General features: G+C 46.5%; 26 protein-coding genes. 14 read left to right on the top strand and 12 right to left on the bottom strand.

Features of this window, described 5'->3' with window-relative positions:
* Positions 1-72: 72 nt before the first annotated feature.
* Together ACYVGR_RS15055 and ACYVGR_RS15050 are read right to left on the bottom strand one after the other, a co-directional pair.
* Entirely contained in the window at positions 73-2,172 is a 2,100-nt protein-coding gene (locus ACYVGR_RS15055; protein WP_460958023.1) for a protein-disulfide reductase DsbD family protein, read from the bottom strand.
* A 166-nt stretch (positions 2,173-2,338) separates the two neighbouring features.
* Positions 2,339-3,172: a phytanoyl-CoA dioxygenase family protein gene (locus ACYVGR_RS15050; protein WP_460958021.1), complete on the bottom strand. Its 834-nt coding sequence runs from the start codon at positions 3,170-3,172 to the stop codon at positions 2,339-2,341.
* Positions 3,173-3,404: 232 nt separating this feature from the next.
* Here ACYVGR_RS15050 and ACYVGR_RS15045 point away from each other — a divergent pair, with 232 nt between their 5' ends.
* A complete protein-coding gene (locus tag ACYVGR_RS15045) occupies positions 3,405-4,274 on the top strand; it encodes an AraC family transcriptional regulator (protein ID WP_460958019.1) in 870 nt (289 codons plus the stop codon).
* Between the two features lie 84 nt (positions 4,275-4,358).
* Here ACYVGR_RS15045 and ACYVGR_RS15040 read toward each other — a convergent pair whose 3' ends face one another.
* Positions 4,359-4,661: a hypothetical protein gene (locus ACYVGR_RS15040; RefSeq protein WP_460958017.1), complete on the bottom strand. Its 303-nt coding sequence runs from the start codon at positions 4,659-4,661 to the stop codon at positions 4,359-4,361.
* 314 nt (positions 4,662-4,975) lie between these two features.
* On the opposite strand from ACYVGR_RS15040, the gene ACYVGR_RS15035 reads away from it, so the two are divergent.
* The 4 genes from ACYVGR_RS15035 (at position 4,976) to ACYVGR_RS15020 (ending at position 8,180) form a co-directional block, all read left to right on the top strand.
* On the top strand, positions 4,976-6,268 hold the full coding sequence (locus ACYVGR_RS15035) for a serine hydroxymethyltransferase (RefSeq protein ID WP_460958015.1): 1,293 nt from the start codon (positions 4,976-4,978) through the stop codon (positions 6,266-6,268).
* A gap of 99 nt (positions 6,269-6,367) precedes the next feature.
* Complete coding sequence (gene tatC, locus ACYVGR_RS15030; RefSeq protein WP_460958013.1) at positions 6,368-7,228, top strand: twin-arginine translocase subunit TatC; 861 nt, start codon at positions 6,368-6,370, stop codon at positions 7,226-7,228.
* Positions 7,229-7,325: 97 nt separating this feature from the next.
* Positions 7,326-7,952, top strand: coding sequence for a Uma2 family endonuclease (locus tag ACYVGR_RS15025; protein ID WP_460958012.1), 627 nt, complete (start codon positions 7,326-7,328; stop codon positions 7,950-7,952).
* A 6-nt stretch (positions 7,953-7,958) separates the two neighbouring features.
* Positions 7,959-8,180 (top strand): hypothetical protein, encoded by a 222-nt coding sequence (locus ACYVGR_RS15020; RefSeq protein WP_460958010.1) that lies wholly within the window; start codon positions 7,959-7,961, stop codon positions 8,178-8,180.
* 80 nt (positions 8,181-8,260) lie between these two features.
* On the opposite strand, the gene ACYVGR_RS15015 is transcribed toward ACYVGR_RS15020, so the two are convergent.
* The 8 genes from ACYVGR_RS15015 to ACYVGR_RS14980 form a co-directional block, all read right to left on the bottom strand.
* Complete coding sequence (locus ACYVGR_RS15015; protein WP_460958008.1) at positions 8,261-9,622, bottom strand: DUF58 domain-containing protein; 1,362 nt, start codon at positions 9,620-9,622, stop codon at positions 8,261-8,263.
* A complete protein-coding gene (locus ACYVGR_RS15010; protein ID WP_460958006.1) occupies positions 9,619-10,437 on the bottom strand; it encodes a tetratricopeptide repeat protein in 819 nt (272 codons plus the stop codon). Before ACYVGR_RS15010 ends, ACYVGR_RS15015 begins: the two co-directional genes overlap by 4 nt.
* Positions 10,434-11,579 (bottom strand): hypothetical protein, encoded by a 1,146-nt coding sequence (locus ACYVGR_RS15005; protein ID WP_460958004.1) that lies wholly within the window; start codon positions 11,577-11,579, stop codon positions 10,434-10,436. Before ACYVGR_RS15005 ends, ACYVGR_RS15010 begins: the two co-directional genes overlap by 4 nt.
* Before the next feature lie 24 nt (positions 11,580-11,603).
* Entirely contained in the window at positions 11,604-12,578 is a 975-nt protein-coding gene (locus tag ACYVGR_RS15000) for an AAA family ATPase (RefSeq protein ID WP_460958002.1), read from the bottom strand.
* A 136-nt stretch (positions 12,579-12,714) separates the two neighbouring features.
* A complete protein-coding gene (locus ACYVGR_RS14995; RefSeq protein WP_460958053.1) occupies positions 12,715-13,899 on the bottom strand; it encodes a DUF4350 domain-containing protein in 1,185 nt (394 codons plus the stop codon).
* Positions 13,900-13,912: 13 nt separating this feature from the next.
* On the bottom strand, positions 13,913-14,692 hold the full coding sequence (locus tag ACYVGR_RS14990; RefSeq protein WP_460958000.1) for a DUF4129 domain-containing protein: 780 nt from the start codon (positions 14,690-14,692) through the stop codon (positions 13,913-13,915).
* Complete coding sequence (locus ACYVGR_RS14985; protein ID WP_460957998.1) at positions 14,676-15,602, bottom strand: hypothetical protein; 927 nt, start codon at positions 15,600-15,602, stop codon at positions 14,676-14,678. Before ACYVGR_RS14985 ends, ACYVGR_RS14990 begins: the two co-directional genes overlap by 17 nt.
* Positions 15,599-16,543, bottom strand: a complete 945-nt coding sequence (locus ACYVGR_RS14980; RefSeq protein ID WP_460957996.1) for a stage II sporulation protein M — start codon at positions 16,541-16,543, stop codon at positions 15,599-15,601. The genes ACYVGR_RS14985 and ACYVGR_RS14980 overlap by 4 nt, the downstream gene beginning before the upstream one ends.
* A gap of 144 nt (positions 16,544-16,687) precedes the next feature.
* Between ACYVGR_RS14980 and ACYVGR_RS14975 the strand changes: the two genes are divergently transcribed.
* The 6 genes from ACYVGR_RS14975 to ACYVGR_RS14950 all read left to right on the top strand — a co-directional run bounded on the left by ACYVGR_RS14975 (position 16,688) and on the right by ACYVGR_RS14950 (position 22,039).
* Positions 16,688-17,383 carry an RDD family protein gene (locus ACYVGR_RS14975; RefSeq protein ID WP_460957994.1) on the top strand — a complete coding sequence of 232 codons (696 nt, stop codon included), beginning with the start codon at positions 16,688-16,690 and terminating at the stop codon, positions 17,381-17,383.
* A gap of 54 nt (positions 17,384-17,437) precedes the next feature.
* Entirely contained in the window at positions 17,438-18,634 is a 1,197-nt protein-coding gene (locus ACYVGR_RS14970) for a M20 metallopeptidase family protein (RefSeq protein ID WP_460957992.1), read from the top strand.
* Positions 18,635-18,699: 65 nt separating this feature from the next.
* A complete protein-coding gene (locus ACYVGR_RS14965) occupies positions 18,700-18,993 on the top strand; it encodes a type II toxin-antitoxin system HigB family toxin (protein WP_460957990.1) in 294 nt (97 codons plus the stop codon).
* A gap of 8 nt (positions 18,994-19,001) precedes the next feature.
* The gene (locus ACYVGR_RS14960; protein WP_460957989.1) at positions 19,002-19,391 is read left to right on the top strand and encodes a helix-turn-helix domain-containing protein; all 390 of its coding nucleotides are present in this window, start codon (positions 19,002-19,004) and stop codon (positions 19,389-19,391) included.
* A gap of 206 nt (positions 19,392-19,597) precedes the next feature.
* A complete protein-coding gene (locus ACYVGR_RS14955; RefSeq protein WP_460957987.1) occupies positions 19,598-20,236 on the top strand; it encodes a gluconate 2-dehydrogenase subunit 3 family protein in 639 nt (212 codons plus the stop codon).
* An 84-nt stretch (positions 20,237-20,320) separates the two neighbouring features.
* Positions 20,321-22,039, top strand: a complete 1,719-nt coding sequence (locus ACYVGR_RS14950) for a GMC oxidoreductase (protein ID WP_460957985.1) — start codon at positions 20,321-20,323, stop codon at positions 22,037-22,039.
* A gap of 245 nt (positions 22,040-22,284) precedes the next feature.
* Here ACYVGR_RS14950 and ACYVGR_RS14945 read toward each other — a convergent pair whose 3' ends face one another.
* Entirely contained in the window at positions 22,285-23,262 is a 978-nt protein-coding gene (locus ACYVGR_RS14945) for a hypothetical protein (protein WP_460957983.1), read from the bottom strand.
* Positions 23,263-23,673: 411 nt separating this feature from the next.
* On the opposite strand from ACYVGR_RS14945, the gene ACYVGR_RS14940 reads away from it, so the two are divergent.
* The 3 genes from ACYVGR_RS14940 (at position 23,674) to ACYVGR_RS14930 (ending at position 25,717) form a co-directional block, all read left to right on the top strand.
* Positions 23,674-24,309, top strand: a complete 636-nt coding sequence (locus ACYVGR_RS14940; RefSeq protein ID WP_460957981.1) for a hypothetical protein — start codon at positions 23,674-23,676, stop codon at positions 24,307-24,309.
* A gap of 26 nt (positions 24,310-24,335) precedes the next feature.
* Positions 24,336-24,626: a TlpA family protein disulfide reductase gene (locus ACYVGR_RS14935; RefSeq protein ID WP_460957979.1), complete on the top strand. Its 291-nt coding sequence runs from the start codon at positions 24,336-24,338 to the stop codon at positions 24,624-24,626.
* Between the two features lie 563 nt (positions 24,627-25,189).
* Complete coding sequence (locus tag ACYVGR_RS14930; RefSeq protein ID WP_460957977.1) at positions 25,190-25,717, top strand: hypothetical protein; 528 nt, start codon at positions 25,190-25,192, stop codon at positions 25,715-25,717.
* Positions 25,718-25,773: the final 56 nt, after the last annotated feature.

Here is a 25,773-nt window from a genome sequence, read left to right as displayed (position 1 = left end):
CAAAAAATCCCCGCCAGAGCTTGGCGGGGATTTTTTGTTGTAACGCGAGTGGAAACCCGCGTTACAACAGTATTAAAACTTCGCTTTCCCTGAATCTAGAAACGCAACGAAGTTGGCTACATCACGGTCGTAGTTTTTAGGCGCTACTAGTAGCTTACCATCGCCATCGACAAGGCAGTAATGCGGTTGGGCGTTGTTGTTATATTTTGTGATTTGCAGGTCAGCGTTTTGGGCACCAATGCTCTTTTTAACCTTCTGATCGTAAGTCGAAGTATACCATTCGGCTTCAGGAAGATCAGTTTTGTCATCTACGTAAAGCGCCACGACTACGAAATCATTCTGCAATCTTGATAGCACAGCGGGGTCTGACCAAACACGAGCTTCCATTTCCCGGCAGTTTACACAACCGTGTCCGGTAAAATCAATGAACACAGGCTTGTTTACTTTTTTCGAATAAGCCAATGCTTGCTTGTAATCGAAAAATCCCTGTAAGCCATGTGGCAGATGGAATAAATCGGCGTGTCGGATGGGGCCACTTCCTGCTAATTCAGGCGATTGCTGTTTCCCAAAAGAAGTCTGACCGTGCAAATTGAAATCCTGTGATGTCTCAGGAGGTAAGTAGCCCGATAAGGCTTTCAGCGGAGCACCCCACAAGCCAGGAACCATATAAACTACAAAGGAGAATGTCGCGATGGCTAACAGGAGTTTCTGCACGCTCACGAACTTTACCTCGCTGTCGTGCGGCATCCGAATCTTGCCTAAGAAATAAAAGCCAAGCAACGCAAAAATGACAATCCAGATCGCCAGGAAAACTTCTCGGTCGAGTAAATGCCAATGGTAAACCTGATCGGCAACGCTCAGGAATTTAAGCGCGAGAGCCAGTTCAATAAAACCCAGAACGACTTTCACCGAGTTTAACCAGCCACCCGACCGAGGTAAGCTTTTCATCCATTGTGGGAAAGCCGCAAACAGCGTAAAGGGAATTGCGAAGGCCGATGAAAATGCCGCCATACCCAAAATAGGCTTTACAACTTCACCGCCTGCCGAGGCTACTAACAAGCTTCCCACAATTGGCCCGGTGCAGGAAAACGACACCAGCACCAGCGTGAAGGCCATGAAGAAAATCCCCAAGAGACCGCCTTTTTCAGAACGTGCATCGGCATTGTTAATCAGCGAGTTTGGCAGAACGATCTCAAACAAGCCTAGGAAGGAAAGCCCAAAAATGAAGAAAGTCGCAAAGAAAATAAGGTTTGGCAGCCAGTGTGTACTAACGAAATTGGCAAAAGCTGGGCCGTTGAACCGTGAAACTACTGTACCAATTAATACGTAGATACCAATGATGAAAGCACCATACAGAAAAGCCTTCCACATGCCGCCTTGCTGATTCGTAAAGAAACTAACTGTGGCCGGGATAATCGGGAATACGCAAGGAGTAAGCAACGCAACCAGACCCGATAAGAAAGCGGCCAACAGGAAACCACCTAACGAATCTTGTGGGGTGTTTTCGGTTTTAGCTACCGATAAATCCGGAATTTGAACCGTTTCCTTTACCGTGGGTGCTTCGGCTTGAACGGCTTCTGTGGCCGTTTGCGCATTTGCTGGTGTAGCGGCTGCAACGATTGTTTTGGAAGAGGGTTTAGTAACTGCCGAGGTTGCTGCTGGTGTTGATGCTAGTGCGGCTGTTGCGGTAGCTGGCGCACTAATAACCAAGCCTGTAATGGCGAAATCCTCATTTCCTGGAATGCACTGGCCATCTTTGTCCGTACAAACCTGGTAATCGACATTGCCTTCAATGACGGGCTTATCGCTAAGAATTTTAATGCGTTGCGAGAATTGAGCTGCGCCGTGCATCACATACGTATCGCCCTCAAATACCTCTTCGTATTTGGTTTCGACTTTACTCACTGGCTTTACCTTTCCAACCAACTCGAAGCTTTTGTTGGGGTTAAGCTTGATGACTGTTGGGAGCGGACCATCAATTTTCGGGTTAACATCCGAGGAATAAATGTGGTAACCGGTTTGGACATTGGCCGTAAAACGTAACTCAATGATCTCGCCAACTTTGGCAGTAGTTTTGGCTGGTTTGTAGCTCCAGGTGACTGGTTTTAGAATCTGGGCAAACGTAGCTAGGGGTAGCAAGAGCCACACCGCAAGCGCAAGAATTGATTTCATCCCGCTTTGGGTAAGTTGATGGTTTGTTGGAACAACAGAAATACAGCAAAAATATTTCCATAAAAAAATAATAGTCGCCAATCGATAGGCTGAAGTAGACGGCATTCCTGAAAATGCTTGCCTATTTCAGCCTATCGATTGGCGACTAATTGCTAGTAACTGATGATTAATAACTAAACAAAACCGGATTTAGCTCGCTTTGCGGATTACTTCCGACGGGCGCATTATTGAGCCAGGTGGCATGGTCGGCAACCTGATATTCATTGCGAGGCTGCATCACAACCTGATCTTTATCCATGTAAATCATGGTCATCACCTTGCGCGGCCGATCGGATACATTAGGCCCGGCGCGGTGGAATGTCCAACCTGCATGATAACTCACTTCGCCTAACTCAAATGGCGTGTCGTGAACGTTGAAATTTAATTTTTGTAAAGTATCAGATAGGATTTTTTCACTGTCATCACTGATTTCAATATCGCGGCCAATTTCAACATGCTGACTTCCTTCGGCAAAGGCAAGCGGGCCCATTTCCATCGGTGTATCCTGCAACGGAATCCAGACGGTAACTGTGTTCGGCGAAGCAAGCGGCCAGTAAAACTGATCGGCGTGCCAGGGGGTAATTCCACCAGAAGGTTCTTTGTATAGTGCCTGATCGTGATATAATCGGACGCCCTCAACGCCCATCAAATCGGCTGCGATTTTGGCTAATCGCTTCGAGAAAACGAACTCTTTCGCTTGCTCATCTTCGCGCCAGAGGTTCATGATCTGCAAAAATGCCCGCTCGTAGGTAGTACGCTCTTCCATTGGTTTAATAAGCGTATTGAGCCGAAAAACCAGATCCGTAATGATATCGCCATAATAGGCCAGCGCGTCTGGACTCAGGACATGCTTGAGTTTTACATAGCCATGTTGACGATAGAAATCGATGGCCTCGGGACTAACTGTATAATAGGCGTCCAGTTCGTTAAGTAGCGTTTCTTTATCGATCGTAGCTTCCATTGGTTGATGAGTAGTGTGTGATGTAAAGGACTCTCGCACAAAGCTGTATCGGCATAACATGCATACAGCTTTGTACAATTGCCCGTTCGATAGAGTAGGTTTAGGAATAGTCTAACACCACAAAGCTACCTGGTATTATTACACGATTAGAATAGAGTTTTTGCAGATTTGTGTCTAATTTTGATTCTGTAGTCGTTATAAAAAGAATAAGTAGGTTAAAATAGCGCACTCAGTGAAAGCACTTTTCGAAAAAGTAATGATTAGTGAGCAAAGCTCGGCACTAATCAGGCGATTTCAGTTGCCATACTTCGATGCGCCCTGGCATTACCATCCCGAATACGAGTTGACGTATATTATTAACGGCTACGGTCGGCGTTTTGTGGGCGACCATGTTGAGCCGTTTCAGGCGGGCGATCTTGTGTTGCTTGGGCCAGATTTGCCGCATTTCTGGCGAAATGATGAGGAGTTTTACCAAAATAAGCCAGATTTACGAGCAGAGTCGGTGGTGGTACAGTTTCCCGCTGCTTTTGATGATCGATTGCTGGCAGCTATGCCTGAAGCAGAGGCTGTACGTCAATTACTTCACCGGGCACGTTATGGTCTACATTTTAGTCCGACCAGTAGCCAGTCAGTAGCTTTGTTGATGATGCAATTGACTGAACAAACCGGATTGACGCAGATGTTAAGTTTGCTGGCTATTTTAAACCAACTAGCTACAGATCAGGAAGCCCAGCTATTGGCGAGCGATAGCTATCAGTTGGCTCCCGGTGCCGCCGAAACCGAGCGGATGAAGCGAGTGCTAGAGTTTATGCTACTCAATTTTCGGGAAGAAATTCGTATTGAACAGATCGCATCGGTAGCGGGGATGGCCCCGGCGGCTTTTTGCCGCTATTTCAAAAATCGCACCCGAAAAACATTCGTAGAGTACCTCAACGAACTTCGGATTGGTCATGCTCGTAAACTATTGGTGAATGTTGATATTAGTATTGGGCAGATTGGCCTGGAGTGTGGCTACAATAACAGTTCCCATTTTCACCGACAGTTCAAACTCAATACGGGCATGACGCCCTTTCAATATCAGGCTGCAGCGAAAGGGAAATGAAATAGAACGCTGATTTTTATGATTGGTATGATGACTCAAGATCATTTTTAATTCTAACAATCATAAAAATCAGCGTTCTATCAATTATCGCCAGTGCCCTTCAACCCAAACGGGGCCTCGGCGGGTTTGTTGCCAGTGGCCAGCTGCCCAGGTATTGTAACGGGGGGGAGCTACTTTATAAAATCCGTTAACCCATACATAATTACGGCCTCTACGCACATAGTGTCCAGGAATCCAGATATGTCGAGCCGATGGTGCGGCAGGAATTACTTCAACACGAGCAGGTGGAGGCCCCTGTACGGTAGTTGTTGCTGTGGTAGCACAACCTGACATAAGGGCAGGCAACAGCAATGCCGCCAGTACCCATGCCTTTGATCGATTTTTCATAGTTTTCATATCGTTACTAGTAAGTTTACTGAAGCACATCTTTCAGCTCAAACAGATCAATAATGTTGTTGGTATGTGCCTTTCCATTAAGATAGACATGCTTTGTAAAGGTTTAATGACCGATGAAATTCCGTATCAATAAATTGTGCGACGCAGGACCTGGATTTTGTGGGAATTGTCCTGCAAATCGGCAGTCTATTCTACCGTTTTCTGCCGTACCTTTGTTCTGAAATAGATGTTTGGTTTTCTGCCCGTTTGTTGGCTAGGGTTTTATTAACCAAACAGACAATCAATCAAATAAACCGTTCATACTGATGACGACCGTCACCAATACCACCCGCGATTCGCAGGTGTTTGACCTGATTGCTAAAGAACAACACCGGCAGGAGTCGGGTATTGAATTGATCGCTTCCGAAAATTTTGTGTCGCCTGCCGTGATGGAAGCCGCTGGAAGTGTTTTGACTAATAAATATGCTGAAGGACTACCTGGCAAACGGTATTATGGTGGCTGCGAAGTAGTTGATCAGATTGAGCAAATCGCGATCGACCGGGCAAAAGAACTCTTCGGGGCTACCTGGGTTAACGTTCAGCCACACTCTGGCGCCAATGCTAACACGGCAGTATTCCTGGCTTGTTTGCAGCCTGGCGATACCATTCTAGGATTTAATCTATCGCATGGTGGTCACCTGACACACGGCTCGCCGGTCAATATTTCGGGTAAATATTTCCGTCCGACATTCTACGGTGTTGAGCAGGAAACGGGCGTTATCAATTACGATGTTGTTGAAGAAACCGCTAAACGCGAGCGCCCTAAGGTGCTTATCTGTGGAGCTTCGGCTTATAGCCGCGACTGGGATTATGCCCGGCTTCGTGCTATTGCCGATGAAGTAGGCGCTCTGTTATTAGCAGACGTATCGCACCCAGCAGGTCTGATCGCTAAAGGTTTATTGAATGATCCATTAGAGCACGCGCATATTGTAACGACCACCACGCACAAAACACTACGCGGCACACGGGGCGGTATCATTATGATGCGGAATGATTTCGAGAACCCATATGGTATTAAAACCCCAAAGGGAGAAACGCGTCTGATGTCGTCGTTGTTGGATTCAGGTGTATTTCCAGGAACGCAGGGTGGTCCATTGGAGCACATTATTGCTGCAAAAGCAGTTGCGTTTGGCGAAGCGTTAAGCGACGATTTCTACGATTATGCTGTTCAGGTGAAAGCCAATGCCCAGGCTATGGCCAATTCATTCCTGAACCTAGGCTACAAAATCATTTCGGGCGGTACCGACAATCACCTGATGTTGATCGACCTCCGTTCGAAAGGTTTGACGGGTAAATTGGCCGAAAATACGCTTATTAAGGCAGATATCACGATCAATAAAAACATGGTTCCATTCGACGATAAATCGCCGATGGTGACGTCGGGTATGCGCGTTGGAACGGCCGCTATGACGACTCGTGGCCTGAAAGAATCGGACATGGAGCAAATTGTCGTATATATCGACAAGGTGCTGATGAATCACGACAACGAAAGCGTTCTCTCGACCGTTAAAGAAGAAATTAACGAGTGGATGAAAGCGTTTCCGCTCTATAAAAGTTAATAATTAAAGAGTGAAAGAGCGAAAGAGTGCAAGAGTGGTTGGCTAACGCTCGCATACCTTTCGCTCTTTCACTCTTTCACTCTTTCGCTAATTAAACAAATGCCACTCGACCAACTGACTGACGAAGAGATTGATGCTGAAGAAGGCAAGGAAATGTCCTTTTTGGATCATCTGGAAGAACTCCGCTGGCACATTATCCGCGCCGTTGGGTCTATTTTTGTGTTTGCTCTGATTGCATTCGTCTATATCGAAGATATATTCCGGGTTGTTATCATGGGTCCCAAAAATCCTGATTTTTGGACGTATCGCATGATGTGTAAACTGTCAGAAATTTCTGGCTATACAGACCTGTGCGTTACAAAGCTCAATTTTGAACTTCAGGCGTTGGGCGTTTCCGATCAGTTCACGATGGCGTTGACCTCATCGGCCATTATCGGCTTATGTTTTGCATTTCCCTATGCCTTCTGGGAATTGTGGCGGTTTATCAAACCTGGTCTTCGATCTGTCGAAAAGGAAGCCGCCCGTGGAGCTGTCTTCTTTGTGTCGCTGCTATTTTTGCTCGGTCTTTTCTTTGGTTATTTTATTGTATCGCCGTTGGCAATCAACTTTTTAGCGAATTATCAGATTACCCCTGATATCAAAAACCAATTTGACATTACCTCTTACATTGGTATTCTAGTTACGCTATCGTTGGGTTGTGCGTTGATTTTCCAAATGCCAATGATTGCGTATGTGTTATCGAAGGTAGGTGTCCTGACGCCGAAGTTTATGCGTGAATACCGCAAGCATGCCTGGATTGTGATTCTGGTGGTGGCTGGTATCATTACGCCTTCGCCCGATATTTACAGTCAGGTTCTGGTTGCCTTGCCGCTAGCCATGCTGTACGAAGTTAGCATCATTGTATCCGGTCGGATTGAGAAAGCCCGGCTGAAAGAACAGCGAGAGTTGATGAAATCGTAATCAACTGTAGATTTACTAAGAGGCCCTTTCATTCCGAAAGGGCCTTTTGTGTTATTATGGGTTATTGTATCTTTACTAAAAAGCGGACAGATAATTTATGCAGGCTTTAGAGAAAGTGCGGCTGAGCGATAAACAGGTGATGGGACTGGAAACAGGAAAGCTAGTTGCTATACCAGCATCATGGGAAGAGTTTGAGGAGTTTCTACAGGAAACAGACTACCGCATCGAGTATCATAATGGTAAGATTATTGTAATGGGATTAGCAACATTTATCCACGAGCTTTTAGTTAGTCGAATCAACTATCTTCTCACAGGATATTATTCAGGAAGGCCATTTTACGTAGTTGGTAGCAACGCAGGTATACGTAAAGATGGTAGGAAAGGGCACTACAATGGCGATGTATTGGTTGTAAAGGGTAATCCGGTTTTTGAAGGAAACTCTCGATCCATTATTACAAATCCATATATGATCGTTGAAATTCTTTCTGAATCAACATTTAACTATGATTTAGGAGCTAAACGACGAAAATATGAACAAATGGATACAGTACAGGAGCTTGTATTCATTGATCCATTTGACCGGGAAGTGATCGTTTGCCGCCGTACCGAACAGGCAAATGTCTGGACTGAAACAGCATATTCAGTAGCTGATGAGTTAATTAATATTGATGGTTTACAGATTCCTTTGCAAGAGGTTTTTGCCAATTTGCCTGAAGAGGCCTAGGACAAAATGACTCAATACGATTTTAGAAAATACCATTATCGCTCAATCAACGCGGCCGACGATGCCGAACGAGCAGCTATCAATCAGGAATTAAAAGATCTCTATGCCTCATTGCCAGACAATGAAAAAGAGGAGTTCAACCGGCAATTGCAAACCTTTTTAGCAAAGGAAATGGGACGCCTTAAGTCAAACTATGAATCGGTGAAGGGCGGCTTGGGAGATAATTAAAAAAGTAAAAACGAGAAGGGAGAACATAGGCCATATCTCTAAGATATGGCCTATGTTCTCCCCTCTCGTTTTTATCGCAACTAAATCATGCCCCTGGATTTTAGTTCCAAGTATTTATTGACCGTATTGGCCGTCAGGTTTTGCGGTGTTGTTAAAATCGTCTGGATACCATACTGCCCTAACTCCCTGACGATCTGCCTCTTTTCGTAGGTAAATTTCTCCCCGATTGTTTTTATGTAAATATGTTCGGTATCCGTCGCGGGTTTCGCAATTAGCTCGCGTAACTCTGTATTCTCAAAGAAAATCACGAGCAATAGGTGATCTTTGGCTAGCCGACGCAGGTAAGGCAATTGACGCTGCATGCCGCTCATCGTTTCGAAGTTTGTGAATAACAGCAACAAGCTCCGCTGCCGAATGTGCGCCCGTACACCCGCGTATAAACTCTCATAATCCGATTCTAGAAAACGGGTTTTCTGCCGATACAGCAATTCCAGAATTTTCAGCATTTGCCCCGTTCGGCGCTCGGCAGGAAGTAATTGGCCAATGTGGTCGGAAAAGGTCAATACACCGGCGCGGTCCTGTTTGAGCAAGGCAATATTGCTTAAAACCAGGCTGGCGTTGATGGCATAGTCGAGCAAGGTTAACCCCTCGAACGGCGATTGCATCACACGACCTTTATCGATCAGGCAATAAATAGGCTGTGAGCGTTCGTCCTGAAAGGCGTTGATCATCAGTGAAGTACCTTGCGAATCACTTCGGCGAGACGTTGCTTTCCAGTTAATGGTTCGCACATCGTCGCCGGTAGAGTAGGGGCGAACCTGTTCAAACTCCATGCTGTGACCAATACGCCGGATTCGCTTTACACCGACTTCATTCAGTCGATTGGTAGCGGCCAGAAGCTCAAATTGACGCATTTGCAAAAAGGAAGGATAAACAGCCACCATTTTTCCCTGCTCAAACTGATAGCGTCGTTTCAGCAAACCTAGGGGCGATAGCACAAATACATTTACGGCGCCAAAGCTGTATTCGCCCCGACGTGTGGGACGAAGTTCGTAGCGAATTGCCTGGTTTTCGCGCGGATTCAGCCGGGCCCGGAACAGTACATTACGTCGTTGAAACTGAAACGGAATTTCATCAATAACCTCTACATCGGTTCGGAATGAGTAGCGGTTTTCGAGATAGATTGTAAGCGGATTTTCGTCGCCATTCGACAAGCGTTCGGGCACTTCGCGACGGGCAAAGAAAGCTAACCCGGCCGGTTGACTCTTGCTAAAAAAGAGTAACCAGAAATCCAGCCCAATCATCACCATAAAAACAGCAAAGGCTACTTTCACCAGCGGAAACAGGATTGGAAAAGCGTAGGCAGCCACAAACAACAGCACAAGCGCAATTAAGCCGAACCACAAGCGTGTAGCAATAAAAAGAGGGCGGATAGACTTCAACGATTTAAGGTTTTTAAGTGTGCGATTGTCTCATCAATTTCGATCTCATAGATGGGATTAGAATCATCTTCCTGATAATCTCCTCTGCGCTCTGCTCGAAGGGCTTTGAAGAAAAAGGAAGCATCCTGAAAGGCTGTTTTAGCTTCGGCCGTTCGATTCAATAGGAGTAAAGCCCGCCCGCGATGATACTGGACAAGGGCGCTCCGTTTGTAGTTTTTACCGGCGCTTTCAAGATCGGCTAAGGCTTTTTCGGGTTGTTGTGTTGCAATATAGCTCACGGCCCGACTTACAAAATGTCGATAGTTCACCCACTCGGCTCCATGTTTAGCGGCTAACGGGTCGATCGCTATCGAAAATTGCTGAATCGCCTTCTCGTGGTTTCCCATACTTCGATAGGCTAATCCCCGCATATAGCTTACCGGATTGTAGCCGACGATGTCGTCGAAGTTTGGCGTTAGCGCATCGTACGCATTGAAATGCGTCAGCGCACGTGTATAGTCGTGAAATTGAGCCAGATAGAATTCGCCGACAATACCATGTTCCTTTGGTGAAAGTGCCGTCGTTTTTTCCAGCCACACAACTGCCTGTTCATAGTCTTTCGCCCATACATAATTAAAAGCCCTGTGCCGAAAATTTTGTGCATTGGCCGACAACGTATCGGAGCGAACTTTCTCCCGTTTTTCTCCGAAATAGAATCTTGTTTGGGCTGATCGATTCGCGGCTAGCGTCGACGCGAAGGATTTTAAGATGCGTTCGTTGTCCTGAGCTAGTACAGATAGTGGCAAGAGCCAGCAAAAAAAACAGAGTCGCATCATGGTAGTATGTCCGTTATACGCCCGTCTTTGAACCGAAATGCGAGTGAAATAAAAGCATCATGGAACAGGTCTCGATTACTATCTGGCTGACGGATTGATTGATCGGTAACGATATAGTCGCGACAGATGGCCAATAACTGACTGGTAATTCGGGAGTCAAATTGCTTTGGACAATAGTCTTCATCAAACCCATTTATTTCCGTCTTCCCACTTTCGCCCGAACAATTTATTACAAACTGAATACGTACAAGCCCCGACTCTCCCAACTGATTAATGGGTTGATAATACTTGTTAAATAGCTGAACGATGTCATACCGTTTCTGTCCACGCGTAAGCATAGACTCCGCCCATATTGACCGGAAGCAGTTATCGCAGGTCTGAAAACCATTAGGTTTGCATGTCTCTCCCGCCGATAGATTTCTAACGAATCTAAAGGGTTCTGCGGCTATGCGACACCCATTCCAGCCAATAGCCTGCAGTAAGTTGGAGGCTACGCTGCTAAGTTGCCAGATTATTTTATAGCCACTGTCCCAATTAGTTTGGTTGCCCAGAATAACCAGAAATACAGATCGATCAAATTGAGCCAGCCGCCAGAAATGGGCCGTTCGCTGTTTGGTTGCTATATTTTCTAAACTCGCCTGGCCATTGGCAAAAAGAGAAATGGTTAGGCTGTCGGATTGCCAGATACGCCCATTTAGTTGCTGATAGACGGTTGCCGAATCGAGTGGAAAATCAGTGTAGCGCCTAAAAACCATTGGATAGTTCGTCCCGATTCGTAGTAAATCACTCTGGAGTGTAATGAGCTTGGGGGCATAATGGATTGTGTCCAAACGTACCGACTCGCCGTGCATAGCCCATGTTGAGGTCATCTTAGGCGCCGATCCGTCAATGAGCCCGAGGTGATAGGTACTGTCAGCTTCTAACTGAAGATAAATCGGTAAGGTGCAAGTGAAATCCAGATCCCATTCGGTATGTACGCCAATCCAGGTTCCGGTTAGTTGCTCTCGGGTGGGTGTTTGGGCTAGAAGTAGTGAAGAGTGGAGAATGAAGAATGTAAAATAAAAGCCAAATAGCCACAGCTTACTTGGCGCATATTGGCGGAATGCACATACGTAAGCTATTATTGGTCCTGTATTTTTCATTCTTCACTCTTCATTTTTCACTGCTTATCTCGGTACTTCAATTTTTTGCACTAACTGCGCTATAACTTCATCGGCTGTTCCACCTTCCATTTCACGTTCAGGCGTGAGCAGAACCCGGTGGCGTAATACGGGAGCCGCCAGTTCCTGCACATCTTCGGGGGTTATAAAATCGCGTCCTCGGAGTGTGGCTAATGCCTTCGCACTATTCAACAGCGATACCGATGCACGGGGCGATGCGCCCAAATACAGCGATTTGTTAGCACGGGTGGCCTGCACAATCTGCGCAATGTAGTCGAAAAGTTTATCTTCAACGTGAACCTGATGCACCTGATTGCGCAATGTGGCCAGTTGCTCGGCAGTAAGTACGGCATTGACGGCGTCGAGCGCATCGGCCAGGTTTCGGCGCTGGTGATGACCCCGAAGAATGTCTACCTCTTCGATTGTACTTGGGTAACCCACAACGATCTTAAACAGAAAACGGTCAAGTTGCGCTTCGGGCAATCGGTAGGTGCCTTCCTGCTCAATAGGATTCTGGGTGGCCAGCACCATAAACGGCTCATTAAGTCGATACGTTGTCCCGTCATTCGTGACCTGACGTTCTTCCATTACCTCAAACAGAGCCGCCTGTGTTTTGGCTGGAGCGCGGTTGATCTCATCAATTAGAACCAGATTCGAGAAAATTGGGCCTTGCCGGAACGAGAAATCGCCCGTTTTGGGCATAAAAACAGACGTTCCCAATACGTCGGAAGGCATTAAATCCGGGGTAAACTGAATCCGGCTAAAACCTACCGACATTGTTTTTGCCAGCAGCTTTGCCGTCAGTGTTTTTGCCACGCCCGGTACGCCTTCGATGAGTACATGCCCATCGGCAAGTAGAGCCGTTAAGAGTAAATCGACCGTTTGGTGTTGCCCGACGATGACTTTACCAACTTCAGTGCGGATAGCCTCAACCGCAGCGGTGAGGGACGTAAGGTCTAAACGAGTTTCGAATGAATCCATAAATTGTGTCTGAACGGGGATGTCTGAACCGGGATTTTAGCAAGATTGAAAAGATTAATATGATTGAAGAAGCGATAATCAGTGAATCTTCAAATCTTTTCAATCTTGTTAAAATCCCGGTTCAGACATTCTACGGTCAGATAGTTTGTTTAAATTTTTCCATGGCCCGATTCAGGGTTAACAAGTCAAATTCCGAGAGCGATATACTGCGTTGGGCGTCACGAAGGAGCCGTACTAAGTCTGTCGTTTCGTCTATGGATGCACCACTTTTTCGGGCTAAGGTTTCGGTAAATTCTTTGTCTAAAACGGTTGTATTTAGGCCGTAGCGTTCGCGGAGATCGGCCAGGAAATACTGGATTTTCTTTCGGGCGAGGTTGTCATGGTCGTGTTGTTGAAAATACATTCGCCCAACGGTTTTTACAAAATCGAGCGATGTATTTTTAGGTGATTCGATAACCGGAATAATGCGTTGGGTACGTTTGCCTGCGAAAATGGCATAGAAAATCAACCCAAAAACGACAAGATAATACGCCCAGTTCAGGGCGGGTTGTGAGCGAACATATCGGAAGATCGATTGCTCGTCTTCATCGAATCGCCCCTGTTTCTGATACTCATCCCAGTACGTGGTGCGAACTGGCAAATAGGAAAGTGCTTTAAAGGCGTAATCCGATGTCTTGGTGCTCAGCACGTAATAGTTCGTAAACGCCAGCGGCAGGTTCTGGATAAAAAACTGTCCTTTTCCATATTGCACCCGAATGAAAACGGGTTCTTTCCGGGCATTGCGGCCTAATACGGTAATAGTCTCCGGTTTTTTGACAGTCAGATAGTTACGACCGTCGTCGTGGAAGAAATTATAGCCCTTCGCCGTATGCAGCTTTGGATTAACAAAGTTCTGACGTAGGGTTGTATCGGCTTCGTTATTGGGTTTTACTTCCGCTTTGAACCCTAGTTTACGGCAAAGTGAATCGGGCAGATTGTATGCCGAAATGAAGACGGCATTGCCTCGCTTCACATACGCCAGAAGCTGATTTTGCTCAATACTATCGGCTTTAAAATCTTCATTGATAAACAGGTAATTGCTGAGCGTAGGTAGTTTCGTTTCGCTCAGAAAGTTGTAAATGGGCAGCCGTGTCATCTTCACCGTCGACTGTGGGAGGGCATCTGGCAAAAGCTCGAACAACGCCTGAGTTCCGAACGGCACTTTGTTATCGTTCTGATAAGTTGACCTCCAGTCAATCGGCTTGGGGCGGTAATACTCAAAGAGCATATAGGCCGTTACCGTTGCTAGCAGGATCAGGAAATATTTATTCGGTTTAGGCAAGGTGATTTTCTGTTTAAGCCTGATGATCAACCGGCTGATTAAACTGTCGGAATTGTTGACGAAGCTGCCCGAAACGTGATTCATCAATTGGGAAATCGCCGTACCAGACAAACTCAAATTGGCGAGTCAACGTCTCAAAGTCAGCTTGTAACGGCGAATTGGTTAATTCGTAGACGTACTGCCGATTCGTTTTGTCGGGCTTGTATGTGATTCGGCCTGCATCGGTTAGGCGCTTGAGTGTTTGTAGATAAAGCAGACGCGTGGCTAACCGAAAATTTCGGCCATTGACAGCTTCTTCAACGGCTGCATCGAAATTAATTTCATGGATATTTTCGGCCAGGTTTTCATAGTCAAGACCGCTCGATTGGGCACTTTTAGGGAACAGGATTTTCATCACTTCGGCCTTCATGAGCAGGTAAATTACCAATGCGACTACACCCGCCAGAATGACATACTGCCAAACGTTGTAATAGGATTCACTGCGAAGAAACTCTCCAAATTTTCGAAATAACCACTGAAAAAAGCGGGCTATTGGGTTTTCGGGAGGAGGAGCATCGTTGCCATATTGATAATCATGGTCGGTTTGGAGATCGCGCAGGTGAGCGGCTTCTGGATAGCGTACACGGATTGTCGCTCTATCATCGCGGGTGGTAACAGGCAAAGTGTCGTTTTTCGATTGAGCCAATGCCACTGGTGATATGACTACCGCAAGGAACAGCCAAACGATCAGGCAACATAACCGCCCGACTTGTAAATCGTAAGCCTTTACCCGTAAATCAAAACGATCCTTCATCCGATGCGCGGGGTTGACTTGTAGAGGTGCCGATAGAGTCGATGGCTGATTGTAATCCCCGACCTTCCTGGCGTTCCACCAGATTTGTGTATTGAAAGCCAAGGGCTACATAAATGATGGACCGCAAAAGTGTGCTGCCCACGGTTGCTACTACATTACCCAGAATGAGCCAAAACCCTGACATATCGGGCAGCAATTTGGCTGTGACCAAAAAGCTAAGTATTCCGGCAGGGAGGGTAAAGATCAAGCCAATAACCCCCGAGATAATCCCCATAACGAAAATGATTCCCAAGGTTGACCACCATTTGTCCCGAATAAGCGCAAAACAACGGTTCCAGGTTTGGCCAAAATCCGTCCCTTCGAAGGTTGTTACGACCAGCCCCAGCGATAACACGATGCCGACGTAAATGCCTGGAATGACGAAAAACAACGTAGCGGCAAACGCGATGATCGAACTCAATACGCTGATAACGATTCCTCGGCCAATCAGGGGCTGCATTTCTTCCCAAACTTCTGTCACACTAATGTCTACGGGTCCTGAGCCAATCAGAGCGTTCTGTTGCGTTTTACGGGCATACACTTTCATGTGTGCGTAGGTAACCAGGCTTACAACCAGAATAGCCAGCAGCGTAAAGATCATCGTAAACCAGAAAGCTGGAGAGAAAACGCTTAAAGCCATTGCGTAGCCAGCACCAAAGGGGCTATCTGAATCAATGTCGCCCCGTTTGGCCATTTCGCCCAGATTAAGCATGTTCGATTGGAAAACCCCTGTGGCAATACCTGCTAGCAAGGCTACGGGGCCGACAATATAGACTAGCGCTAATGCAAGGCTGCGAAAATTCTGGGTAATGTATTGAAACGTAACGTTGATTTTATCGCCAAAATCACGTTGTTGGAAGAGTTGAATCATGGTTGAATCCTGCGGTTTAGTTGAATCGGGTAGAGAATAAAGTACCAGCCAATGAAGGCTGCTGATATCAGGATAATACTGCCACTAACTATGGGAGGCAATGTTAGCCGGGTAACAAAACTTTCGAGAAAACCAGCCGTAATGAAAATAGGGACCAGGCCAATGGCAATTTTTAGCCCTTGTTTAATACCTCGTTTGAAAGACTCTAATCGGGAATAGGTGCCGGGAAAAAGTAAACTGTTGCCCACCGTCAGGCCAGCGCAACCAGCAATTACGATAGCCGAGATTTCGAGAGTGCCATGAATCCAGATTTTCAATACTGAATCAAGCAAAAGCCCACGTTCGTAGAAGAAATATTGAAAGGAGCCTAGCATCACGCCGTTGTAGAACAGCATGGCCATCGTGCCAAAAGACGCAAACAACCCGAACACAAACGTTCGGAAAGCCACATAAATATTGTTCAGGGTAATTTGTACGAACATACTGGCCTGATCGCTACTGCCATAGACGCCCAACGGATTGCCTTTTTTAATGTTTTCGAGCGTCATGTTCACATACTGATCGCCCAAAATCAATCGAACAAAGGTGTTGTCATGAGCCGCTGAAACCCAGCCAAGAATAGACGCCACAAGAAAAATGCCCGCCGACAAAGCCAGCATTCGGTGCGATTGTCGAAATAAAAGCGGGAGTTCGTATTTCCAGAATGTGAGAAATCGGCTTCGTTCGTCGCGCCGGTTTTGCATCAGGCCTCGGTGCATTTGCCCGGCTAATCCGTTGAGGTAGCGCGTTACTTTTGAGTCAGGATAGAACGTTCGGGCGTACGATAAATCGTCGGTCAATTCCACAAAGCGATCCGTCAACTCATCAGGATCGTTGGTTGGGTTTTGTTCTATGTCACGCCACTTGTCGGTGTTGCGTTTAACGAAAAGGGCTTCACGCATAAACTTAGTCGCCAGTTATAAACCGTTAGCGTCAAATTAGGGAAGATTTGCCAATGTAACCAAGTTGGGCTTAGTTTTCTGCAATTTTTTTTTGACGAGCCACGCTTACTACCGACTTTTGACCAATGACTTTTGACTCTTAGCATGGCTGTTGCAATCCGCACTTCTCAGAACGTTCTGCTCGAATACGAACCCGCTAGTATTGGTGAACGAATTATAGCGGCCATAATTGATTACGTGATCATTTTTGGCTGGATTTTACTGACGTTTGCGCTGCCGAATTCGATGGGTTTTCGAGTCAACAGTTTCTATACCATTTTGGTCTTTTTTCCTGTAATCGTCTACGATTTGGCTAGCGAATGGTTGCTCAACGGTCGGAGTCTTGGCAAAATCGCGATGAAAATCCGGGTGGTTATGCTCGATGGCTCGCCACCTGGTTTGGGGGCCTACCTCATTCGGTGGCTGTTACGGATTATCGAATCCATCGCTTTTCTGGGAGGAATCGTGCCGATTATTACGGTGGCAGCTAACGGAAGAGGGCAGCGATTAGGCGACATTGCAGCTGGAACGACGGTTGTTCGGCTTAAACCCGCCGTAACCCTCGACGATGTTATTATACAGCCCTTTGTTGAAAACTATATCGTCCAGTTTCCCGATGTTCGTTTGCTTTCGGATCGTGATATAAATGTTGTGCGCAACATCGTTCGAGTAGGCGATGAAGATACCTTACTACGTACAGCTAATAAAGTGAAAGAAGTGACCGGAATTCGCAGTGAAATCGGAAACCGAGAGTTTCTGCTTACGGTTATTAATGATTATCAATTTATAACAGCACAGTAACGCGGCTGGAAAGCCGCTGTCTGTGCTAAAATGCGGCTTTCCAGTCGCGCTACTATGCTTGATTCCATAAAATCTCTCGCTCATCAATATGCGGCCGATCTGATTAAGACCCGCCGACATTTACATGCCCATCCCGAACTCTCGTTTCAGGAACAAAACACTGCTCGGTTTGTTGCCGATCAACTAAAAGCGATTGGTATAACCCCGCAGGAAGGCGTGGCTGATACAGGATTGGTAGCCATTATTGAAGGGCGAAACAGTCATTCGGCTGGTTCGCGCGTAATTGCACTTCGGGCGGATATGGATGCGTTGCCGATCCACGAAGCCAACGATGTTCCGTATAAATCGACCGTCGATGGGGTCATGCATGCTTGTGGTCACGATGTACACACGGCCAGTTTGCTGGGAGTCGCCCGTATTCTGCATGTGCTTCGCGATCAGTTCGATGGAACAGTAAAGCTGGTGTTTCAACCCGGCGAAGAGAAAGCACCCGGTGGCGCTTCGCTCATGATTAAAGAAGGTGTTCTAGAAAATCCGACACCAGCCCGTATGCTTGGTCAGCACGTTGCCCCCAATATTCCGGTGGGTAAAATTGGTTTCCGCGAAGGCATGTATATGGCCAGTACCGATGAAATATACATGACCGTTCGGGGGAAAGGTGGCCATGCCGCCATGCCCGATAATCTTATCGACCCAGTTCTGATTGCGTCGCATATTATTGTAGCTCTACAGCAAGTTATCAGTCGGAATTGTCCGCCTTCGAGTCCATCAGTTCTGTCGTTTGGTCGGTTCATTGCCGATGGTGTTACCAACGTGATCCCCAATGAAGTAACTATTCAGGGAACCTTCCGGTGCATGAACGAAGAGTGGCGTGCAGAGGGTAAAAAGCGGATGGTTAAACTAGCTACAGGTATTGCCGAAGCGATGGGTGGTTCCTGCGAGTTTACGATTGTGCACGGCTATCCATACCTGAAAAATCACCCCGAACTAACCCGACGTGTTCGGTCGCAGGCTGTCGAGTATATGGGAGCCGAAAACGTAATAGATCTTGATTTGTGGATGGCCGGTGAAGATTTCGCTTTCTACTCTCAGGTGGTGGACTCCTGTTTCTATCGACTTGGAACCCGTAACGAAGAGCGTGGCATTATTTCGGGTGTTCATACCCCAACGTTTGACATCGATGAATCGGCGCTGGAAACAGGAGCCGGTTTGATGAGTTGGCTGGCTGTTCAGGAACTGAAAACGATATAGGTTTCATTTTTGGAAAAATATGTCCACTTTTGGAAACAAAAGCCCATGACCCCTATGTTCAATAAATGATTATAATCAGTAAAACAGCCTTAAATCAATTCGGCGATAAGCATCCTGATGCCGCTTCTGCATTGAATGATTGGTATGAGACAGTAAAAGGGGCTGATTGGCGTAATCTAGCTGATATAAAACAGACATTTAATTCGGTTGATTACGTGAAGAATGAACGATATGTGTTCAATGTAAAAGGAAATCAATACCGAGTTGTTGCCATGATTTTCTTTGACAAACGAACTCTATTTATTCGCTTCATTGGAACACATGCTGAGTATGATAAAATAGATTGTAGCATCATCTGAACTAGGACATGATTACGAAAGTGACTAACCAGTCTGAGTATCAGGCATTAATGGCGGAAATAGAAACGTATCTTCAAAAAGCCACGTATCAAGGGGGATTTGAGGTACTTTCAAAAAGCGAAGCGGAGGAATTACATCGATTGTCATTATTAGCGGAAGCTTTTGAAGATAGTATTCCACTGATGCCAATTCGTGTACCGGAAACGATACCAGGTATGGTGCAGGTGAAAATGGCCGAACGGCAAATGAAACAGAAAGACATGGCTAATTATTTGGGGGTGTCTTCTGCCCGGTTTTCGGAATTTATGAACGGTAAACGTCGAATTACGATTGATCTGGCCAAAAAACTCCACGAACGTCTGGGTATCAATCCGGCATTTATTCTTGAAAAAGCCTAAATAGACATATACTACTTAATAGGCAAACAGGTTGATATTGTCTCTTTTAACAATAACTCGCTGATTGTAGGCGAGTTATTTGTTTTTCAGAATGGTAGCAATACTCTAAAACTCTATCCCTAAATTAGTCAATCCATTCTCCGATTGTTATACATTTGTAGTTCCTTATATCGTTCTATTTGAAAGTCTAATTTTGCTTTAAACCTATGAACAGAAGAGACGCCCTCATGCGGGTGGCAGCGTTGGCTGGTGCAACAATGACGTTGCCCGCTTTGGCCGATACGCTGGAAGCCTCGGCTGCCCGACGTGCCCTCACAGGCCAGCCGGTTTTCTTTACGGCCGATCAGGATGCGACCGTAGCCGAACTCGCCGATACGATTATTCCAACCACGAAAACACCGGGTGCCAAAGCTGCCAAGGTGAACGAAGTGATTGATATTTTGCTGAAAGATTGCTACAAAGCAGATGATCAGCAACGCTTTATAGAAGGTCTGGCGCTGACCAATAAATTAAGCCAGGATGCTTATGGCAAAGCGTTTGTACAACTCGATCCAGCGCAACGTATTGAAATTGTGAAGAAACTCCAGGCCGATGATAAAGATCAGCGTGCTAAAATGGCGGGCGCTAAGTCGGCAACTAAAGTAGAAGGCTCTCAGGCGGATCTACAAATGCCCGATGCGAAAAAGAAATACACGCCGTTTTTCTCTGTGTTGAAAGACCTGACCCTAACGGGCTATTTCACTTCCGAAATCGGCTGCACACAAGCACTCGAATATGTAGCCGTTCCGGGCCGTTACGACGGTTGTGTTACCCTCAAACCCGGCCAGAAGGCGTGGGCCATCTAATTTAGTATTAGGAGCGAGGAGTGAGAATCTATCTGGGTCATCCGTTCTTACTCCTCGCTTCTCACTCCTCACTCCTGAAAAAATATGAACCTCAATATAGACGCTAAAAAAGATATGACCTACGACGCTATTGTCGTTGGGTCGGGTATTTCGGGTGGCTGGGCTGCTAAAGAACTCACCGAAAAAGGATTGAAAGTACTGATGCTGGAACGGGGCCGTGATATTAAGCATATCGAAGGTTACGTAACAGCCACCAATAACCCCTGGGATTTTCCGCACCGGGGGCGTATCACGACGCAGGCTGCTGAAGAGTACTGGGCTAACATGCGTACGGGGTATACCGCTAACGAAGAATGGCGGCACCATTTTGAGAACGATAAAGAAAACCCATACCTCGAAAAGCGTAAAGTTGACTGGATTCGGGGCTATCACGTAGGCGGTCGGTCGCTGATGTGGGGACGGCAAAGCTACCGCTGGAACAAAGAAGACTTCATGGCGAATGCTAAGGAAGGTATCGGCGTTGACTGGCCAATCCGTTATGAAGACCTGGCTCCCTGGTATACGAAAGTAGAAACCTTTGCGGGTATTTCGGGTAGCAAAGATGGTCTGGACGTACTGCCAGACGGAAACTTCCTGCCTCCTATGCAAATGAACTGCCTGGAGAAAGAAGCGAAAAAACGCATTGAAAAGGCATTCCCTGGTCGCCATGTGACGATGGGGCGTACCGCTCATTTAACAGCGCCTACGAAACAACACTATGATTTGGGGCGGGCGGCTTGCCAGTTCCGTAACCAGTGTATGCGTGGTTGCCCATACGGAGGTTACTTCAGTACGCAGGCGGCAACGTTACCAGCAGCCATGAAAACGGGTAAGTTAACCCTTCGTCCTGATTCGATTGTGTCGGAAGTGTTGTACGACGAGAAAAAAGGGAAAGCTACGGGTGTTCGGGTTATTGATCAGAATACGAAAGAAGTTCGTGAATACTTCGCCCGGATTATCTTCCTGAACGCGTCGGCATTTGCCAGCACGTCGATTCTGATGAACTCCAAGTCGCACCGTTTCCCAAATGGAATGGGTAATGATTCGGATCAACTGGGTCGGAACATCATGGATCACCACCTTGCTGTAGGTGCTGCCGGAACGTTTGACGGCATGGAAGATCAATACTATTATGGCCGTCGGGCTAATGGGGTTTACATTCCTCGTTACCGGAACTGGGGTAACGATAAGCGTGATTACGTTCGTGGATTCGGTTATCAGGGTGGTGCTGGTCGTGGTGGCTGGGGCCGTGGTAACGGCACGGATGGCTTTGGCGCTGACTTCAAAGACAGTCTGACAACACCTGGTCCCTGGACGATGAGCATCGGTGGTTTTGGCGAAATGATTGCCGATCCCAATAACCGTATGACGCTTTCTCCCGATCAAAAAGATAAATGGGGCTTACCATTGATCGTATTCGATGCAGCTTACGGCGAAAACGAGCGCAAAATGCGGATCGACATGATGAACGATGCCGCTGAAATGCTTGAAGCTGTTGGTCTGAAAAATGTAACGCCTTACAACGACGAATCGAAACACCCCGGGATCGGTATCCACGAAATGGGAACTGCTCGCATGGGTCGCGATCCCAAAACGTCGGTTCTGAACGCACACAACCAGATTCACGCAGTGAAAAACGTCTTTAATACAGACGGAGCCTGTATGACATCGGCGTCTTGCGTAAACCCATCGCTTACTTATATGGCCCTAACTGCCCGCGCTGCAGATTTCGCCGTGAAAGAAATGAAAAAGGGTACGTTATAAGCGTTCGTTGTAAATACTAATTTCTTTTCAGAAGTCGTAAGCAATGCATTGCTTACGACTTCTGCTTTTTGAGTGTTGGGTAGATCTAAAAAACGGGCCAAATTCGTCATTTGCCCTAATAGATTACTTAGCCATGGCATCAATAGAGGGTTTTGTAAGAATGATCATTCAGAAGAGAATGAGCGAACGGAACCTGAAATGGCCTTAAGTCCACTACTATTGCTGTCACCATAACATTGCCCAGCTTATTCAGTGATCGCTATTTTCTTAGCCAAGTTGGAGGGCAAGTAACAGTTAAAACCTGTCTGTTGATGCAAATCCGCCAACAAACTGATCGTTTCTACGCTACTCAGACCAATGGCCTCCCGGCGTTGATCGACTTGGGACTTCGCCTGAACCGTCAAGGAACTACTTAAGTAGCCGAAATTCGTCTGTTGACCATTTGTCTTGACAGCCATATACCAGTCATCAATCATCGCAAATTCGTAGGGTGACAATTGGCCCGATTTCAGGGCCTTCATCAGCTTGGGCCTCACATGAGGATACACCGTATCTTTTAAGGCATAGGCTTTACTGATCGAGTTATGATGACTCAGCATGACTGCAGTCCAGTAGCCATTATGAATCAGTCGCTCGCCGGGGTACCCGTACTGATCCATGATCGGCAGGAGTTGAGCCATCTGCTGCTCGCTGTGGGGCGCAAACCGTTTTTCGGCGTACCGCTCTTGGGTAGCCCCAATGCGAAACAGGGCCAACAGGGCCTTTCGCTGATCCTTCTTAAACAGTTTCTTAACTCGGGCTCGAACAGCCTGATTTCCCCCGTTTTGGTAGTGTGCTCTCAGCGAGTCGTATTGTTGTTCAACCACGCGCCACTGAGGATCGCCCTGGAGCTTACTGACCAAGGCATTTTTCCTGATGTCGCTCAGAGTCCAGCCCGTAGCGATTGCTTTCGTAAGATAGGTAAACGCCTGCTGCTTTTGGCCCACCAGCAGGGCTAGTTGAGTGGTCACTTTGTAGTCCCTGGAAAAGACGAACGGGTAGCGATCAACCACCTGTTTATACAAGGTGAATGCCTCCTGATAGTGTTTGTGGGCAATAAGCTGTTGAGCTCTAGCAATGGTTTGATGATAGGTTGTGTAGTCGTCTTGATCGTCCTTGTCAGGCAGACTAACCAGGAGCAGAGCGGTATTCAAAAGAAAATACAGGGTAAGCAGGTGGTTCATAGGAGCCGTTTAACCATCCAGACGCGGTTAGAGGTCAGGTGGTTGTAAGCCGTTAAGAAGTTTTAACAAATTAGTATACTCCAAAGGCATGCGTTTCTCCTTCCTCGGTTCTTCTCGCCCCATCAGTAGCCTGAAAGCGGAAGGATAAACTCGTTCGTCTCATTGGAGCGTGATTTTGGAGAAAAAGAATAAAACCATGATTTTATTGGTACTAAATCCATGCTTAAATCGGTAGGCCTTTTTCCCTTGGCTGGCCTTTGCGAAATAAGAGAGGGCAATGTGCCCCTACAGGTTGCTAAATAATCGATTTATTTACAACGCTTTTAGTAGGATAGGACTCAAGCAAACTAGTACTTATTTGCGCATCAAATGCAGTACAATCAACGCCTTCAAACCGATTAAAACGCAACTATGATACGCTACTTTGTCTTAGGGATATTCTGTGTTTTACGCGCTTTTGCCGTTGTCGCTCAACTCCTGTTGACAGCTACCGTGAAGAGCACTGAAACCAACACCGTCTATATAGCACCGCTCGTAGGGCCAGCAGAGCATGGAAACGTTGATTCCGCTTTCGTCTCTAATGGTCAGTTTGTTATTCCAGGTGACTACCAATCGTACGCCTTGTACAGGGTCTGGTTTAAAGGGGTAGATAAGCCTGAGCAGACAATTATTCTCCACCCCAGCGTCAGCCTCCAGTTCAATGGACAATTCGACTGGGAACCTTCGAAAACAGATTCTGTGAATTATTGCTACAGCCGGTTCAGAACAAAACACGAAACGTTTATTGATCAAATTATGCGGTTATCACTTGAAACGGATAATCGTTCCTTACAGGATTCTCTATATAAACAAAGAGCCCGGGTTTATAAGGCCTATATCGATACGTTCAACCATGAGAGTTTATTGACCACCGCACAAATCCAGCCGCGGCAGCGGCCCTTTATGAGCTTATCATTCGCGATAAACTTCAGTCTCCTACGGAACTTAAAGGGCTATATAGCTTATTGTCGGAATCCGTTTTGGCTTCCCACTATGGATATAAAATAGGCGCCTACCTAAATCGTGAACAGCAAGTGAGTCTTGGCTCGCTAGCTCCTGAGTTCCGGCTTCCGACCACTAGGGGGAAACTAGTGAGTCTTAACCAACTAAAAGGACGCTATGTATTACTCATCTTCTGGGCCTCTTGGTGTGGTCCGTGTCGCGTTGAGAATAGAGAACTGAGTCAACTCACCAGCAGGCTTAGCCGTAAACTTCAGCTGGTCAGTGTGTCGTTGGATACCAGCCAACAAAAATGGCTGGCAGCCTCTCAAAAAGATGGCATCAACTGGCTTAACCTGTGCGAAAGGGCTTTAAAAGCCGAGTGAGCCAAGCTTACAACCTCAGTGGAGTACCCAGAACATTTCTCATTTCTCCTCAAGGGAAGATTTTGGGGACTGATTTATCCTTGGCAGAGGTAGCTAAACGGGTCAACTAATGTTGACCCAAATGGGTGGGTGACGCCGATACAACGTGAATGATGGATTCAGAGTAAAGTTTCCAGTAGCATAGGGTTGTATATTCTATTATAGGATAACCAAAGAAGGAAACGTCAGGCTAAACACCGTTTCAGGAAACGCCCGAGTATTGAGATTGAGACCAGGATTATCCTTTTACGAAGAACCCAAATAAGATTCGGTCTCAAAATGTCGTCTCACGAATCAAACTCAAAACCTCACATGTTAGCTGAGTATGTGAGACTGATTTTTATTTCAAATGACGAATTTGGTCTGTTTTTTAGATCTACCCAGTGTTTTGTTTCGAGTAAGTCGCGTAGGACGAGACGTTTGTAGCTGGAAATAATTCGAAAATTTTACATTAAAAGTAAAAACAGAAAAACAATCTGCTATTAGTATAGTTGTATAGTAGAATAACAAGTCAAAACTCAACGATGAAAAAGGAAATGATAATGGGTTGTATGCTAGTAGCTGGCATAGCCTTCGGTGCAAACGCACAAACAACGAACACGTCGACCAATGCAGGTGCAACTGGCACTACAGGTGTGTACTCAACCAGTCCACGGACGAACACGAACATGGGTACGGGCGTAAATCAAACGCAACCACCATCAACCGTAAATCCGTCGATGCCAACAACGACGAATCCTAGTACGATTCAAACGCAGCCACCTGCAACCAGCACCAATACATCATCGGATATAAGCACGAATCCTGCGGTTAATACCAGTACTCAACCGCAAACTGGGGTTAATAATCAGCCAACATCGACGTATAGCACAGGAACACCGACGATGAATAGCAGTACAACAAACTCGTCGACAACGACGGATATCACAACCGACCGGGCTAATAATGGCTCAACAGGAAATAACAGTCGTCGGACAAGAAGTAAGTCGTCAACTACGACAACAACTCCAGCTACCACGACACCTGCTACTACGATTCCTCCAAGGAAATAGGGGCAACGATAAAAATCTAGCTCAGAAAATGGGACCGGGGCTATACCTTTGCAGGG

It is taken from the genome of Spirosoma litoris, from assembly GCF_054776755.1.
The sequence above is the reverse complement of the archived record's forward strand: the minus strand, read 5'-3'. Positions and strand labels throughout refer to the sequence as shown.